Below are 15410 nucleotides of genomic sequence, written 5' to 3'. Positions count from 1 at the left end.
GGCCCTCGGCCCGACTCCTCGCTCAACGGTCCACTTTCTCACCTGAGCCTGGGGAGTCCTTGCTTTCCGGCCCGGTGTCCTGGGTGTCTTCACTCTCGGGGTCCTGGTCAGGGGCGTCTGCGGCCCCCAGCGGCGCGTCCGGGTCCGGCTGCGGTCCCCGCCGCTTGCGCTGGGTGTACATCCGGATCCCGGCCAGCACGACCAGCAGCATGCCACCCGCGATCACCAGCAGCACCGTAGAGGTGATCTCCGTCACATCGACCTGGAAGGTCATGGGTTTGCCGTAGGGCTTGCCGTCCTTCGTATAGAGCTGTGCCTCCACGAACGTACGGCCGTTAGCCTTCGCTGTGGCGTCGAACTTAATCGACTGACTGTGGCCGCCCTCCACCACTACCGGTTTCTGGTCCGGCTTGATCTCCAGACCGATCCGGCGGCCCGATTTCAGCCGCAGCTCCAGACCGTCGACGGCCTGTACGAGATTGTTCTGCACGGTGACCGGGATGGTCGCGCTCCGCCCGGAGAGTGTCATCCGCGACTTCTGGACGAGCCGTACCTCCCGGGTGAGTCCGACCAGATAGCTCTGCACATCGCTGCGGTAGTCGGCCGACTCCTCGGGGTGGCCACGCCAGGAGGTGGACATCTCCCGCCGGATGGCGCTCCCGAAAGGCGGCACGACCCGGTCATCCCTGCTGAGGATCACCGTGAAGTCATCGAGAGCGCTCTGCGTCCGCTGGATCTCCTCGAACGCTTCGGTGCTCAGCTCGCGCTTGCGCAGGCCTCCCGGGTACGACCCCTCCCCCGGCACCTGGCGACTGGCGCCCGGGTCGGGCTTGGCCTTGGCCGCATCGGAAAGGTCCGCGAACTCGCTCCACTGGCCGTTTTCCCGCAGGGCGCTCACGGCGGCGGCCATCGTCTGCGCCTGGCTGGCGGTCGGTGTCCGCTGCGGGGCGATGACGATGCTGCGCTGCTTCGCCGGCTCCTGCTCGGTGATCGACTGCGTCTGGGCCAGAAACCGCTGTACGGCGAGAACGGAGTTCTCCGCCCGCGTCATATCGCCCTGGAACAGTTTTGACAGCCGCGCGTCCGCCGACACCGCGGTGGTGCCGCCACCAATCGGCCGGGCCGCGTTCGGGGTGTAGGACAGCCGGGCCGGCTCCCGCAGACTGTCGCTGCGTGTGATCACCTTACGGGCGCCCGCCGAGGTGGCGACCGAGATGATCGACGGATCGATAGCGCCCTCGACCGGCCAGGCGAAGTCGGTGTTCGGTGTGGTGTGGAGGATGGTCTTAACGGTCGTGCGGGCCACCTCGGTGGCGGGCCGCAGATGGCTGAGCGCGCCGGAGATGTTCTTGCCGCGGTGCGCGAGGGAGGCCAGATCCGGGTCACCGAAGGGCAGTGCGATGATCTCCGTGCCCTCGGTCGCCTGCTGAAGATCGTTGAGCCACTTCTTGGCGGCGTCCTGCCCCTTGCCCGCGACTTTGCCATCCGCCGTCTGGACCTTGTACGGCTTGGTCATCGCCTCCACTGTGGCGAGCAGATCCGGGTCGATCACCCAGCTCACGGGCAGGTCCTTGCCGAGTGACACCAGCTGGTGCAGCCGTCCGCCGGGAGCGATCTCAGCAGCCAGCGCGTCATCCCGGAAGACCGGGGTCTGCTGCTCATCGGATTCCCGTCGGGCGGTGAGATGCGAGGAGGAGATCAGCGGCCAGAGGAAGGTGAACTGGGTCTTCGTGTCCACCGCGGAGGTCTGCCAGGGCAGGAAGGTCCGCCCGATGCCCAGTACGCGCTGATACGCCTCCCCCGTGGTCCGCCCAGTGACGGTGACGCCCAGCTGATAGACGCCGTTCTCAGCAAACGGCAGCTTCTTCACCGGAACCTCGAGGGTGAAGGAGCGGGTTGCCCCGGCCGTGATGTCGGCGATCTCGGTACTGCCCTCCTTGCCGGTTACCCCGTCGCCATCCAGCTCGGCCGAGAAACCGGTACGTGCTGCGGACTGGTCGATGGCGCTGCGGGTGCGGAGCCGGGGACCGGTGCGCAGCCCCACCTTGGCACCGGTGATGGTCGAGGCGCCCTTGTTGGTGACGGTGCCGGAGACGGTGAGGGTGTCGTTCGCATCCGGGGTAGCCGGGGTGAGCTCGGTGATGGAGACCTCGGCGGTACGGGATCCGCTGCCGGTGGCCGCAGAGTGCGCGGCGGGAGCGGCGGGAGCGGCCTGGAGGACGCCCATGAGCAGCGGGGCCATGGCCAGCACGGCCGTCGCGCGACGCAGCCACCGTCGGGGGACAGACGCGGTACGGGTCCCATGCATCTCTGCCGCTTCGGCCACGCGCTTGCCCGTCCTGTCTTCCGCTTGCTCAATGGTGGTCGTACCGCACCTCAGATGCTAACGATCCCCGCAGGCCGCAGGTGCCGCGGAGTGCGTCACCCGCCCTCCGCCCGCCCTGCTGGTACCCGGGGCCATGTACCGGGGCCGTACAGGGGCGCACGGGTGGGGGCAGGGCACGTACCCTGTGCTGTTGTGCCGAACGCCAACACTGACAGCCATGCCCAGCAGCCAACCAATGAGCTCAGCGCGGTGCAGCGCCGAGCCGTGAGCGAGCTGCTCAGGGTGTCGCCCGTAGCCGATGATCTCGCCCGCCGCTTCCGGGAGGCCGGTTTCTCCCTGGCCCTGGTCGGCGGCTCGGTCCGGGACGCGTTGCTGGGGCGGCTCGGTAATGATCTGGACTTTACGACAGATGCCCGCCCCGAGGATGTGCTCAAGATCGTCAGACCGTGGGCGGATGCGGTGTGGGACGTCGGTATCGCCTTCGGCACGGTGGGCTGCCGCAAGGCCGCTCGCAGCGGCAGCGACGCGCAGGCCCCCCGGAGCGATAGCGACTATCAGGCCCGGAGCGGTAGCGACTATCAAGACTTCCAGATCGAGGTGACGACTTACCGCTCGGAAGCGTATGACCGGACCTCCCGTAAGCCCGAGGTGTCCTACGGAGACTCCATTGAGGAAGATCTGGTCCGCCGTGACTTCACCGTCAACGCGATGGCGGTGGCGCTCCCGGAGAAGACCTTTATCGACCCGCATAAGGGTCTGGAGGATCTGGCCCACCGGTTGCTGCGTACGCCGGGGACCCCCGAGGAGTCCTTTTCCGATGACCCGCTGCGGATGATGCGTGCCGCACGTTTCGCTGCCCAGCTCGACTTCGAGGTCGATGACGATGTCATCACCGCGATGAAGGCGATGGCGGACCGGATCGAGATCGTCTCGGCGGAGCGGGTGCGCGATGAGCTGAACAAGCTGGTCCTCTCTGATCACCCCCGTAAGGGCCTGCGGATCCTGGTGAACACCGGTCTCGCCGACCGTGTCATCCCGGAGGTCCCGGCGCTGCGGCTGGAGCGCGATGAGCACCATCGGCACAAGGACGTCTATGAGCACTCGCTGACGGTCCTGGAGCAGGCCATGGATCTGGAGGACGAGGGCCCTGACCTGACACTGCGGCTGGCCGCTCTGCTGCATGACATCGGTAAGCCGAGGACACGCCGCTTCGAGAAGGGCGGCCGGGTCTCCTTTCACCACCACGAGGTGGTGGGCGCGAAGATGACCAAGAAGCGGATGACCGCGCTCAAGTACTCCAATGAGCTGGTGAAGGATGTTTCCCGGCTGGTGGAGCTGCATCTGCGCTTCCATGGCTATGGAACCGGGGAGTGGACGGACTCGGCGGTGCGGCGCTATGTACGAGACGCGGGGCCGCTTCTTGACCGGCTGCACAAGCTGACCCGCTCCGACTGCACTACACGGAACAAGCGGAAGGCCAATGCGCTGGCGCGGGCGTACGACGGCCTGGAGGAGCGCATCGCCCGGCTCCAGGAGCAGGAGGAGCTGGACTCCATCCGTCCGGACCTCAACGGCAACGAGATCATGGAGGTCCTGGGCGTCGACCCCGGCCCGGAGGTCGGTAAGGCCTACCAGCATCTGCTGGAGCTCCGTCTGGAGCACGGCCCGATGGAACGGGACGTGGCGGTGGCGGCGCTCAAGGATTGGTGGGCCCAGCAGAGCTGAGCCTGGGGCAGGGCGGGCCTGGACCCACCAGCGGGGCGCGGTGTTTCACGTGAAACACCGCGCCCCGCTGGTGCCAGCTCAAGGTGACAGCCGTGCCCCCTGTGTCACTCACTCACGCCGGAATCTGGCGACAGCGATAGCGACAGCCACGTAGATCAGGGACACGGTGACCACCAGCGTGGCCGAGCGGCCATCCGGCGGCAGCATCAGCGAGGCGACCCCGGCCGCACCAACGAAGGCGACATTGAAGAGCATGTCGTAGAGAGAGAAGACCCTTCCTCGGAAGCCATCGTCCACCGTCGCCTGGACCACCGTGTCCGTGACGATCTTCGCGCTCTGGGTGACAAGTCCCAGAACAAAGGCCGCGATCAGTATCGGCGTTGGCTGGAACGGCAGCCCCAGCGCGGGTAGGAGAACCGCGGCCAGCGCCGCACACAAGGCCATCCAGCCGAGCCGCCCAAAACGCCGTGCCCCCCACGGGGTCAGTACGGCCGCCGCGAAGAAGCCAAGTCCCGAGAAGCCGACGGCAAGCCCGAGCAGCGCCATACCGTCCGAGGCGCCGTTGCCCCAGGCATAGCGGGCCAGCATCAGCAGCATGACCGTCAGCGCGCCATAGCAGAAGCGCAGCAGCGCCATCACGGCCAGCGCTTTCGCCGCGAGGCGTCGCTCTGCCAAATGCTGCAGCCCCTCCCAGAGCCCACGTACGGTGCCGGCCACCGCCGGGAGCACCCGTGGCTGAACGAAGGACAACTGGGGCCCCAGCAGCTCCTTGCCCATCCGGAGCGCGGACAGTCCGCCCAGGAGATAGATCCCAGCGGCGATCACCACCACAAAGGCGTCCGCGTGGGCACCCTCCGGGAGGAGGATCCGGACGCCCAGCCCGAGCCCACCCCCCATGGTGGCGGCGATCGTACCGGCGGTCGGCGAGACGGAGTTGGCCATGACGAGCCGCTCCGCGTCGACAACCCGGGGCAGCGCGGCCGAGAGCGCGGCGAGAATGAAGCGGTTGATGGCAGTGACGGAGAGGGCGGAGAGGTAGAACAGCCAGAGGGGCGACGAGCCCAGCACCAGCGCGGCGGTACCGCTGGCGAGGACGGCGCGCAGCAGGTTGCCGTAGAGCAGCACTTGCCGACGTCTCCAGCGGTCGAGCAGGACACCTGCGAAGGGGCCGAGCAACGAGTACGGCAACAGCAGTACCGCCATCGCGGAGGCGATGGCGGCGGGCGAGGTCTCCTGCTCCGGTGAGAAGACAACATAGGTGGCGAGCGCGACCTGGTAGACGCCATCGGCGAACTGGGACAGCAGACGCACCAGCAGGAGCCGCCGGAAGTTACGGAACCGCAGCAGCACGCGCCCGTCTTGGATCAGCCCAGCCCGCACAACAGCCATGCGGTCAGCCTCACATACCAGGGCCGCGTTTCACGTGAAACATCAGCCAACACCAGTCGGCTGGGGGTGTGGGGGTTACCCCCCACAGTGGTGCAGCACGTGAAACATCAGCCAACACCAGTCGGCTGGGGGTGTGGGGGTTACCCCCCACAGTGGTGCAGTACGTGAAACATCGGCCAACACGAGTGTCCGGCTGGGGGTGTGGTGTCCGCGGGTGCAGCCGTCCTCAGCCTGCGGAGGTACCCCAACGCACCGACATACCCTGCCGGTCGAAGTGCGATGCCTTCCTGGTCTGCGCCCGGTACCCCAGCGCGATGACATCCGGGGCATGGTCCAGCACCCCGCCCGAGGGATCGTCCGAGCCATCCCGGCGCACGCTGTCCCGCTCCGGCATCAAGGCGTCACGCACGACCATCGCGCAGAGATAGAGCGTGCCCAGCAGATGCACCGCGATGACGAGGTGATATCCCTCGGCGGGCAGTCCCTGACTCCGGTCGCCGCCGCTCGTGTACGCGAGATAGAACCAGATGCCCAGGAAGTACGTGACCTCACAGGCCTGCCAGATCAAGAAGTCCCGCCAGCGTGGCCGCGCCAGCGCGGCGAGCGGGATCAGCCACAGCACATACTGCGGGGAGTAGACCTTGTTGGTGAGGACGAAGAGCGCCACCACCAGAAAGGCGAGCTGGGCGAAGCGCGGTCGGCGTGGCGCGTACAGGGTGAGGGCACCGATCGCGGCGCAGCCCAGCAGCATCAGCGCCATGGCGTACATATTGACGTCGTCCAGCGAATTGCCGGTGCGCTGCGAGATGATCAGCCAGACCGAACCGAAGTCCACCGGCCGCTCCTGGCTGAACGTATAGAACTTCGCCCAGCCTTCCGGGGCGTACGCCCGTACCGGCAGATTCACCGCCAGCCACGCTGCGACCGTGCCGCCCAGCGCCCACCCATAAGCCCGCCAGCGACCAGCACGCAGGCAGAGCACCAGCAGTGGGCCCAGCAGCAGTACGGGATAGAGCTTGGCAGCGGTCGCCAGGCCGAGCAGCACACCGAAGGCGAGTGGACGGCCGCGCGACCACATCAGCATCGCGGCGGCGGTGAGGGCGACGGCGAACAGATCCCAGTTGATGGTCGCGGTGAGCGCGAAGGCGGGAGCGAGCGCCATGAGGAGAGCGTCCCAAGGACGGCGACGGTGGGTGCGGGCAACACACACCGCGATCACGGCGGCACAGATCATCAGCATCCCGGCGTTGACCAGCCAGTACAGCTGCTGCTCGTACATCATCTGGTCGGTGCCCGGAGTGAGCCAGGCGGCCACCTGCATAAACAGCCCCGTGAGCACCGGATACTCCAGATACTCCATGCCACCGGACTGCTGGCTGATCTGGTCGAAGTACGGAATCAGCCCATCAGCGAACCCCCGGCCCGTATAGAGGTGCGGGATGTCCGAGTAACAGGCACGGACATACTGACTGCCCTGGCCAAAGAACCAGCCACCGTTGTAACAGGGCAGCTTCTGCACCATGCCGAGCGCGAACATCCCCAGCGCGACAAGCGCCACGACCCGGACCGGCGTCCACCAACTCCGTCCGAGCAATGCCCGCCTGCCCACGGGCCCACCGATCAGCTCACTGCCCGCAGCGGCGATCTCATCCTGGGTGGTGGGCCGAACCGGGTTGTCGTCACGCACGCTGGTCATGGGACACATCCTGCCTCAAGGACACGGCCTCGCGGCTCGCTCATCAGGTCTGGCCCATGTCAGGTCGGGCCATGTCAGGTCTGGGCCATGTCCACAAAACGGGAGTAGTGACCCTGGAAGGCGACCGTGATCGTCGCTGTCGGGCCATTACGGTGCTTCGCCACGATCAGGTCTGCCTCGCCCGCGCGCGGAGATTCCTTCTCATAGGCGTCCTCCCGGTGCAGCAGGATGACCATGTCGGCATCCTGCTCGATCGATCCCGACTCACGGAGGTCCGAGACCATCGGCTTCTTGTCCGTGCGCTGCTCCGGGCCACGGTTGAGCTGTGACAGCGCGATCACCGGGACCTCAAGCTCCTTGGCGAGCAGCTTGAGGTTACGGGACATCTCCGAGACCTCCTGCTGACGCGACTCGGGGCGGCGCGAGCCGCCGGTCTGCATCAGCTGGAGATAGTCGATGACGATCAGCTGGAGGTCATTGCGCTGCTTCAGCCGTCGGCACTTGGCACGGATCTCCATCATCGAAAGATTTGGGGAGTCATCGATGAAGAGCGGTGCCCCGGTCACCTCCGGCATCTGGCGGGCAAGCCGGTTCCAGTCTTCGTCCGTCATGCTGCCGGACCGCATATGGTGCAGCGCCACCCGGGCCTCGGCGGAGAGAAGCCGCATGGCGATCTCATTCCGCCCCATCTCCAGCGAGAAAATCACGCTGGGCATGTTGTGCCTGATGGAGCAGGCCCGGGCAAAGTCCAGGGCCAGCGTGCTCTTACCCATCGCGGGCCGCGCCGCGATGACGATCATCTGGCCGGGGTGCAGCCCGTTGGTCAGGGAGTCCAGATCCGTGAAGCCCGTGGGGACGCCGGACATCTGGCCGCTACGGGAGCCGATCGCCTCAATCTCGTCGAGGGCGCCCTCCATGATGTCGCCGAGCGGGAGATAGTCCTCCGAGGTGCGCTGCTCGGTGACCGCGTAGATCTCGGCCTGGGCGGAGTTGACGATCTCGTCGACATCGCCGTCCGCCGCATATCCCATCTGCGTGATACGGGTGCCCGCCTCCACCAGTCTGCGCAGCACCGCCCTCTCATGGACGATCTCCGCGTAGTACTCGGCGTTGGCCGCGGTGGGGACCGTCCGGACCAGGGAGTGCAGATAGCCATTGCCGCCGACCTTGGCGATCTCGCCGCGCTTGGTGAGCTCAGCGGCGACGGTGATGGGGTCAGCGGGCTCGCCCTTGGCGTAGAGGTCCAGGATCGCCTGGTAGACCGTCTCGTGTGCCGGACGGTAGAAGTCCTGGCCCTGCAGGACCTCAACGACATCCGCGATGGCGTCCTTGGACAGCAGCATGCCGCCGAGCACGGACTGTTCGGCGTCCAGATCCTGCGGTGGGACTCTCTCGAAGGCGTTACCGGAGAACCCTCCCCCGGACTCCGGGCCCGGCCCCCGGTCGTGCTGCTCGCCGTTGACGGCGCTGCCGCGGCGCTGGCGGGATACCGGCAGCCGGTCGCCCGGCCCGGCGGCTTCCGCCGCCCAGGGGTCCTCCAGATGCTCGGGCTGAGTCACCCCGCCACCTCCTCCCGTACCGTGCCGCAGTGCCCCTCTTTCCTACGGCACCGCTCTGACAATGTGGACGCCCAGCTCCGGTTACGGCGCGTCGAGTCCGGGGCGAAGAAGAGGGGAACGGAGAGCAGGCGCCGGACAACGGTAAGGCGGGGAGGGGCATAGGCCAATTCAGTTATCCACAGGCCCCTGTGGGTGATGCCACGCATCCTGTGGAGAAGTCAGGGGTTCCTGTGTACGAGCCGGGGGACAGCGCTGTGGAGAAGCTGGGGGTGGAGCTGTGAGAGCTGCTCTGACCTGCGGGTTCTCCATCCACGGGCTGTGTAGGAGAAAAACTTCGGGGCTCTTGGCGAAATCGCGCCGAATGGCCCGGACAAGCTTGCCGCTCACCGCTTCCTGTAATACCCAATAGCCTCTTGCGCTTATTACTTGTGGATGTTTGGATCGGACTATGACATCAGCACCCGGGACCACGGACCGTGCCAGCGTGCGCGCCACCGTGCGCAAGCACGACCGCGAGATCATCGCGCTCGCCCTGCCCGCCTTCGGCGCCCTGGTCGCGGAGCCGCTGTTCGTCATGGCCGACAGCGCGATCGTCGGACACCTCGGCACCCCGCAGCTCGCCGGGCTCGGCGTCGCCGCGGCGCTGCTCACCACCGGCGTCAACGTCTTCGTCTTCCTCGCCTATGCCACCACCGCGGCCGTGGCCCGCCGGGTGGGTGCCGGGGATCTCCCGGCCGCGATCCGCCAGGGCATGGACGGTATCTGGCTGGCGCTGCTGCTGGGCCTCGCCGTGGTCGCCGTGGTGCTGCCGACCGCTCCCGCGCTCATCGGCGCCTTCGGGGCCTCTGAGACCGCCGCGCCCTACGCGGTGACGTATCTGCGGATCAGCGCCCTCGGCATCCCCGCGATGCTGATAGTCCTGGCCTCCACCGGGGTGCTGCGAGGGCTGCAGAACACCAGGACGCCGCTCTATGTCGCCATCGGCGGCTTCACCGCCAACGCGCTGCTGAACTTCGCGCTCGTCTACGGTGCCGGGCTCGGCATCGCGGGCTCCGCCTGGGGCACGGTGCTTGCCCAGTTCGCCATGGCCGCCGTGTATCTGGTGGTGGTCGTGCGGGGCGCCGGAAAGCACGGTGCGTCGCTGCGGCCGGACGCGGCTGGCATCCGGGCCTGCGCACAGGCCGGAACGCCGCTGCTGATCCGTACGCTCTCACTGCGCGCCGTGCTGCTGATCGCGACGGCGGTCGCAGCCCGCCTCGGCGATGCGGAGATCGCCGCGCACCAGATCACGCTGACTCTCTGGTCGCTGCTGGCCTTCGCGCTCGACGCCATCGCGATCGCCGGGCAGGCGATCATCGGCCGCTATCTGGGGGCCGCTGATGAGGCGGGCGCGCGGGCCGCGTGCCGACGCATGATGCAGTGGGGGATTGTCTCGGGGGTGGTGCTGGGCGTGCTGGTGGTCGCGGCCCGCCCGCTCATTCTGCCGTTGTTCACCAGCGACACGGCCGTTCATGACCGGCTGCTGCCCGCGCTGCTGGTGGTCGCGGTCACCCAGCCGATCGCCGGGGTGGTCTTCGTCCTGGACGGAGTGCTGATGGGGGCCGGGGACGGTCCGTATCTCGCCTACGCGATGCTTGTCGTACTGGCCGTCTTCGCCCCGGTGGCGCTGCTGGTGCCCAGCCTTGGCGGCGGGCTGACAGCGCTGTGGGGGACGATAGCGGGGCTGATGATGAGCGTCCGGCTGGTCACGCTGTGGCTACGGGCCCGTTCGGGCCGCTGGATCGTCACCGGCGCGGTGCGTGCCTGACCATGCAGGCCTGACCGCGCCAGCTCTCCTCGCTTGCTCATGCTGAAGGGCCGTAACCCCGCAGGCGGGGTTACGGCCCTTCAACTGCAGGTGTTACGCGGGCTGCACCTCGATGCCGACCTTCGCGACAACATCGGTGTGCAGGCGGACCGAGACCTCGTGGGAGCCGAGAGTCTTGATCGGGGAGCCCAGCTCGATGCGGCGCTTGTCGACGTCCGGGCCGCCGGCCGACTTCACCGCGGTGGCGATGTCGGCGGGGGTGACGGAGCCGAAGAGACGGCCGCCCTCACCAGCGCGGACCTTCAGGCGTACCTTGACGCCCTCCAGCTGGCCCTTGACGTCATTGGCCTGCTCGATCGTGGCGATCTCGCGGATCTTACGAGCGCGACGGATCTGCTCGACGTCCTTCTCGCCGCCCTTGGTCCAGCGGATCGCGAAACCGCGGGGCAGCAGGTAGTTACGGGCGTACCCGTCCTTCACCTCGACGACATCGCCGGCGATACCGAGGCCGGAGACCTCGTTGGTCAGGATGATCTTCATCAGTCGGTCACCCTTCCCTTATCGAGCGGTCGAGGTGTAGGGCAGCAGCGCCATCTCACGGCTGTTCTTCACGGCCGTGGCGACGTCACGCTGGTGCTGGGTGCAGTTGCCGGTGACCCGGCGGGCACGGATCTTGCCGCGGTCGGAAATGAACTTCCGCAGCAGGTTCGTGTCCTTGTAGTCGACGTAGGAGATCTTCTCCTTGCAGAACACGCAAACCTTCTTCTTAGGCTTGCGAGCAGGCGGCTTCGCCATTGTCTCTCTCCAGTGATTTCAAGAAGTGTGTAGCTGAGCTACGCCCTCAGAAGGGCGGCTCGTCCGAGTAGCCGCCGCCGGAGCCGCCGGAGCTTCCGCCCCAGCCGCCACCGCCGCCGCCCTGCTGTCCGCCGCCACCGGCCGGAGCGCCGGTCGCCCACGGGTCGCCCGCGGGGGCGCCGCCGCCCTGCTGGCCGCCGGAGCCGCCGCCCCAGCCGCCGCCTTGGCCGCCACCGCCGCCGAAGCCACCGCCCTGACCACCGCGACCGGTGGTCTTGGTGACCTTCGCGGTGGCGTTGCGCAGGCTGGCGCCGACCTCGTCGACGTCCAGCTCGTAGACCGTGCGCTTGATGCCCTCGCGGTCTTCGTACGACCGCTGCTTGAGGCGGCCCTGCACGATGACGCGCGTCCCCCGGGTGAGGGACTCGGCGACGTTCTCCGCCGCCTGCCGCCAGACCGAGCAGGTCAGGAACAGGCTGTCGCCGTCCTTCCACTCATTGGTCTGCCGGTCGAAGGTGCGGGGAGTGGACGCGACACGGAACTTCGCGACCGCCGCACCGGAGGGGGTGAAGCGCAGCTCGGGGTCGTCGACCAGATTGCCGACGACCGTGATGACGGTCTCGCCTGCCATGGGGGAACCTCTCGGCGGGGTGCTGCTGGCTGCTTGTGCTGCGTAGCGCTGGCGTGGTGCTGGCGTGGTGCTGCTACTCAGATCCTTTGATCCGCTGAGCCGGGAGGCTCAGTGAATCGAGGGACGGAGGACCTTGGTCCGGAGGACCGACTCGTTCAGGTTCATCTGGCGGTCGAGCTCCTTGACGACCGCAGGCTCGGCCTGCAGGTCGATGACCGAGTAGATGCCCTCGGGCTTCTTGTTGATCTCGTAGGAGAGACGACGACGGCCCCAGGTGTCGACCTTTTCGACCTTCCCCTTGCCCTCACGGACAACGGAAAGGAAGTTCTCGATCAGCGGCGAAACAGCGCGCTCCTCGAGATCGGGGTCGAGGATGACCATCACCTCGTAGTGACGCATGTAGAACCCACCTCCTCTGGACTCAGCGGCCACGGTCGTTCCGTGGCAGGAGGGTCGTGATGCGTAAGCAACGGTATCGGCCGCCACTGACAATCGGCGGTTGACCGATGGTGAGCAGGACAGACACCGGTGCAGACCGTACAGAGTACCCGCACTCGTGCCACCGGTTGAAATCCGGCCCGTGCACCCCGCAATCTGGATACGTCCCCTCCCTTCGGTGGGGGGACGTATCCAGATTGCGGGGCGAGCGGCGCTACGGTACGCGCCGCTTTCCGGCAGGAGGTGCCCCATGGCACAGGCAGTACGTCAGCGCAGTCTTCTCTCCCATGTCACCTCAGTCCTCAACAGCGACGGCAAGGCGCATCCGGTCGAGAACACCTTTGTGGCGGCGACGGTGCTCCTTGGTGCGGTCGCCTTCGTCACCTCCTTCTTCCCCGGTCTGCACTTGATCGCTTCCTGGGCCGGTCTGGCCGGGATCGTCACGGGGATGTGGGGCCAGATGATCTCCGCGACGACCGGGGAGCGGTTCCTGCTGATCATCGGGCTGGGTGCCTCGGCTGTGGGCCTCTACCTCGGTATGGCCCATGGCGGTCTCTTCGGTGGAGTCATCGGCTAACGACACGGCGGGGGCGGAGGAGACAGGGACAGCAGGACGGCAGGACAGGTATGGCCATACGGGGCCGCCTCTGTGCGCAGTAGGCTTCGCGGCAGACCCAGCGAAGTACGCCGGAGGAGCGCCCCGCATGAGCTTGACCCTGAGGACTATCAGCCGCGAGCAGCATCTGGCGTATATCCAGAATCTGCCCGCGGCTAGCCACTGCCAGGTTCCGGCGTGGGCGGATGTCAAGTCCGAGTGGCGTTCGGAGAACCTTGGCTGGTTCGACGAGAAGAGCGGTGAGCTGGTCGGTGCGGGTCTGGTCCTCTACCGGCAGTTGCCGAAGGTCAAGCGCTATCTGGCGTATCTGCCCGAGGGCCCGGTGATCAACTGGTATGCGCCGAATCTGGAGGACTGGCTTCAGCCGATGCTGGCGCATCTGAAGACGCAGGGTGCCTTCTCGGTGAAGATGGGTCCGCCGGTGGTGATCCGGCGCTGGAACGCCGCCGCGGTGAAGAAGGGCATTCAGGACCCGGACGTCAAGCGGCTGCGGGATGTCGAGGCGACGCACATCGAGCCACGTGCCTTTGAGGTCTCGGACCGGCTGCGCCGGATGGGCTGGCAGCAGGGCGAGGACGGTGGCGCCGGCTTCGGCGATGTCCAGCCACGGTATGTCTACCAAGTGCCGCTGGCGGGACGGACGCTGGATGAGGTGCACAAGAGCTTCAACCAGCTGTGGCGGCGGAACATCAAGAAGGCCGACAAGGCGGGCGTCGAGGTCGTACAGGGCGGCTACGACGATCTGCCGGAGTGGCAGCGGCTGTATGAGATCACGGCCGAGCGGGACCGTTTCCGGCCGCGTCCGCTGTCGTACTTCCAGCGCATGTGGACGGCTCTCAATACCGAGGACCCCAACCGTATGCGGCTGTACTTCGCCAAGCACGAGGGCGAGGTGGTCGCCGCCGCGACGATGCTGGTCGTAGGCGGGCACGTCTGGTACTCCTATGGCGCCTCCGCCAATCACAAGCGGGAGGTGCGCCCGTCCAACGCCATGCAGTGGCGAATGCTGCAGGATGCCTACGCGCTCGGGGCGAGCGTGTACGACCTGCGGGGTATCTCGGACTCTCTGGACGACAGCGACCACCTTTTCGGCCTGATCCAGTTCAAGGTGGGTACGGGCGGTGAAGCTGCCGAGTACATCGGTGAGTGGGACTTCCCCCTCAATAAGCTGCTGCACAAGGCGCTCGACATCTATATGTCGCGCCGCTGACGAGTCCTACGCACGAGTCTCACCCACGAGAAAGGTTTCCTACCGGCCATGGCGCTCTCCCTCTATGTCGACACCGATCGCTGGCGGGCGCACCAGCAGTCGGTGATTCAGCGGTTCCCGGGCATCGTCCCGGTCTGCAAGGGCAACGGCTACGGCTTCGGGCATGAGCGGCTGGCCGAGGAGGTCACGAACTTCGGCTCGGACATCCTGGCCGTCGGCACCACGTACGAAGCAGCTCGGATCAAGGACTGGTTCAGTGGCGATCTGCTGGTGCTGACGCCCTTCCGCCGGGGCGAGGAGCCGGTGCCGCTGCCCGACCGGGCTATTCGCTCGGTGTCCTCGGTGGACGCGGTGGGCGCGCTGGTGGGCGCGCGCGTGGTCATCGAGGTGATGAGCAGCATGAAGCGGCACGGGGTCTCGGAGGAGGAGCTCGGCAAGCTGCACGCGGTCATCGACGATGTACGGCTGGAGGGCTTCGCGATCCATCTGCCGCTGGACCGTACCGATGGTTCGGACGCGGTGGAGGAGGTCATCGGCTGGATGGATCGGTTGCGTGCCGCGCGGCTGCCGCTGGAGACGATGTTCGTCAGCCATCTGAAGGCCGATGAGTTCGCCCGGCTGCAGCAGCAGTTCCCGCAGACTCGGTTCCGGGCCCGGATCGGGACACAGCTATGGCTGGGTGATCATGAGGCGACGGAGTACCGGGGTGCGGTGCTGGATGTCACCCGGGTGATGAAGGGCGACCGGTTCGGCTATCGGCAGCAGAAGGCGCAGGGGGACGGCTGGCTCGCCGTGGTGGCGGGCGGTACGTCCCACGGGGTGGGCCTGGAGGCTCCGAAGGCGTTGCATGGGATGACGTCGCGGGCGAAGGGTGTCGCCCGGGCGGGGCTGGCCACGGTGAACCGGAACCTCTCGCCGTTCGTATGGGGCGGGAGGCAGCGGTGGTTCGCGGAGCCGCCGCATATGCAGGTGTCGATCCTCTTCATTCCGGACGATGCGCCGGAGCCGCAGGTGGGCGAGGAGCTGGTGGCGCATCTGCGGCATACGACGACTCAGGTCGACCGCATGGTGGATCGCTGACGCTTGGCAGCGCAGCAGGACGACGCGACGCGGAGGGGGTCATGTTTCACGTGAAACATGACCCCCTCCGCGTCTTAAGGGATCAGCAGCGAACGCTTAGCGCTCTGTTCCGCTAGCGCACCGTGCTCTGTTCCGCTA

The 15410-nt window shown here is 67.1% G+C and carries 13 protein-coding genes; 5 read left to right on the top strand and 8 right to left on the bottom strand.

The features are described from left to right. Positions 1 to 22: 22 nt before the first annotated feature. Positions 23 to 2326: a DUF6049 family protein gene (locus tag test1122_RS12970; protein WP_232269328.1), complete on the bottom strand. Its 2304-nt coding sequence runs from the start codon at positions 2324 to 2326 to the stop codon at positions 23 to 25. Positions 2327 to 2518: 192 nt separating this feature from the next. Between test1122_RS12970 and test1122_RS12965 the strand changes: the two genes are divergently transcribed. After that, positions 2519 to 4051, top strand: a complete 1533-nt coding sequence (locus test1122_RS12965; RefSeq protein ID WP_232269327.1) for a CCA tRNA nucleotidyltransferase — start codon at positions 2519 to 2521, stop codon at positions 4049 to 4051. 108 nt (positions 4052 to 4159) lie between these two features. On the opposite strand, the gene test1122_RS12960 is transcribed toward test1122_RS12965, so the two are convergent. The 3 genes from test1122_RS12960 to dnaB all read right to left on the bottom strand — a co-directional run bounded on the left by test1122_RS12960 (position 4160) and on the right by dnaB (position 8695). After that, complete coding sequence (locus test1122_RS12960; protein WP_232269326.1) at positions 4160 to 5440, bottom strand: MFS transporter; 1281 nt, start codon at positions 5438 to 5440, stop codon at positions 4160 to 4162. A gap of 226 nt (positions 5441 to 5666) precedes the next feature. Continuing rightward, complete coding sequence (locus tag test1122_RS12955; protein WP_232269325.1) at positions 5667 to 7136, bottom strand: glycosyltransferase family 87 protein; 1470 nt, start codon at positions 7134 to 7136, stop codon at positions 5667 to 5669. Between the two features lie 74 nt (positions 7137 to 7210). Next, positions 7211 to 8695 (bottom strand): replicative DNA helicase, encoded by a 1485-nt coding sequence (gene dnaB / locus test1122_RS12950; RefSeq protein WP_232269324.1) that lies wholly within the window; start codon positions 8693 to 8695, stop codon positions 7211 to 7213. Between the two features lie 448 nt (positions 8696 to 9143). Here dnaB and test1122_RS12945 point away from each other — a divergent pair, with 448 nt between their 5' ends. Beyond that, positions 9144 to 10502, top strand: coding sequence for an MATE family efflux transporter (locus test1122_RS12945; RefSeq protein ID WP_232269323.1), 1359 nt, complete (start codon positions 9144 to 9146; stop codon positions 10500 to 10502). Positions 10503 to 10595: 93 nt separating this feature from the next. Here test1122_RS12945 and rplI read toward each other — a convergent pair whose 3' ends face one another. The 4 genes from rplI to rpsF form a co-directional block, all read right to left on the bottom strand. Next, a complete protein-coding gene (gene rplI, locus test1122_RS12940; RefSeq protein ID WP_232269322.1) occupies positions 10596 to 11042 on the bottom strand; it encodes a 50S ribosomal protein L9 in 447 nt (148 codons plus the stop codon). 18 nt (positions 11043 to 11060) lie between these two features. Beyond that, the gene (rpsR, locus tag test1122_RS12935; protein WP_003978893.1) at positions 11061 to 11297 is read right to left on the bottom strand and encodes a 30S ribosomal protein S18; all 237 of its coding nucleotides are present in this window, start codon (positions 11295 to 11297) and stop codon (positions 11061 to 11063) included. 46 nt (positions 11298 to 11343) lie between these two features. Further along, entirely contained in the window at positions 11344 to 11928 is a 585-nt protein-coding gene (locus test1122_RS12930) for a single-stranded DNA-binding protein (RefSeq protein WP_232269321.1), read from the bottom strand. Between the two features lie 108 nt (positions 11929 to 12036). Next, positions 12037 to 12327 carry a 30S ribosomal protein S6 gene (gene rpsF / locus test1122_RS12925; protein WP_232269320.1) on the bottom strand — a complete coding sequence of 97 codons (291 nt, stop codon included), beginning with the start codon at positions 12325 to 12327 and terminating at the stop codon, positions 12037 to 12039. A gap of 289 nt (positions 12328 to 12616) precedes the next feature. Here rpsF and test1122_RS12920 point away from each other — a divergent pair, with 289 nt between their 5' ends. From test1122_RS12920 to test1122_RS12910, 3 genes are all read left to right on the top strand, one after another. Next, a complete protein-coding gene (locus test1122_RS12920) occupies positions 12617 to 12943 on the top strand; it encodes a hypothetical protein (RefSeq protein WP_232269319.1) in 327 nt (108 codons plus the stop codon). Between the two features lie 127 nt (positions 12944 to 13070). Further along, positions 13071 to 14192, top strand: a complete 1122-nt coding sequence (locus tag test1122_RS12915) for a lipid II:glycine glycyltransferase FemX (protein ID WP_232269318.1) — start codon at positions 13071 to 13073, stop codon at positions 14190 to 14192. 48 nt (positions 14193 to 14240) lie between these two features. After that, on the top strand, positions 14241 to 15272 hold the full coding sequence (locus tag test1122_RS12910; RefSeq protein WP_232269317.1) for an alanine racemase: 1032 nt from the start codon (positions 14241 to 14243) through the stop codon (positions 15270 to 15272). The last annotated feature ends 138 nt before the right edge of the window (positions 15273 to 15410 follow it).

The sequence above is a fragment of the Streptomyces gobiensis genome (assembly GCF_021216675.1).
In the GTDB taxonomy this organism is placed as follows: domain Bacteria; phylum Actinomycetota; class Actinomycetes; order Streptomycetales; family Streptomycetaceae; genus Streptomyces; species Streptomyces gobiensis.
This window is presented reverse-complemented; position numbering and strand designations above follow the sequence as displayed.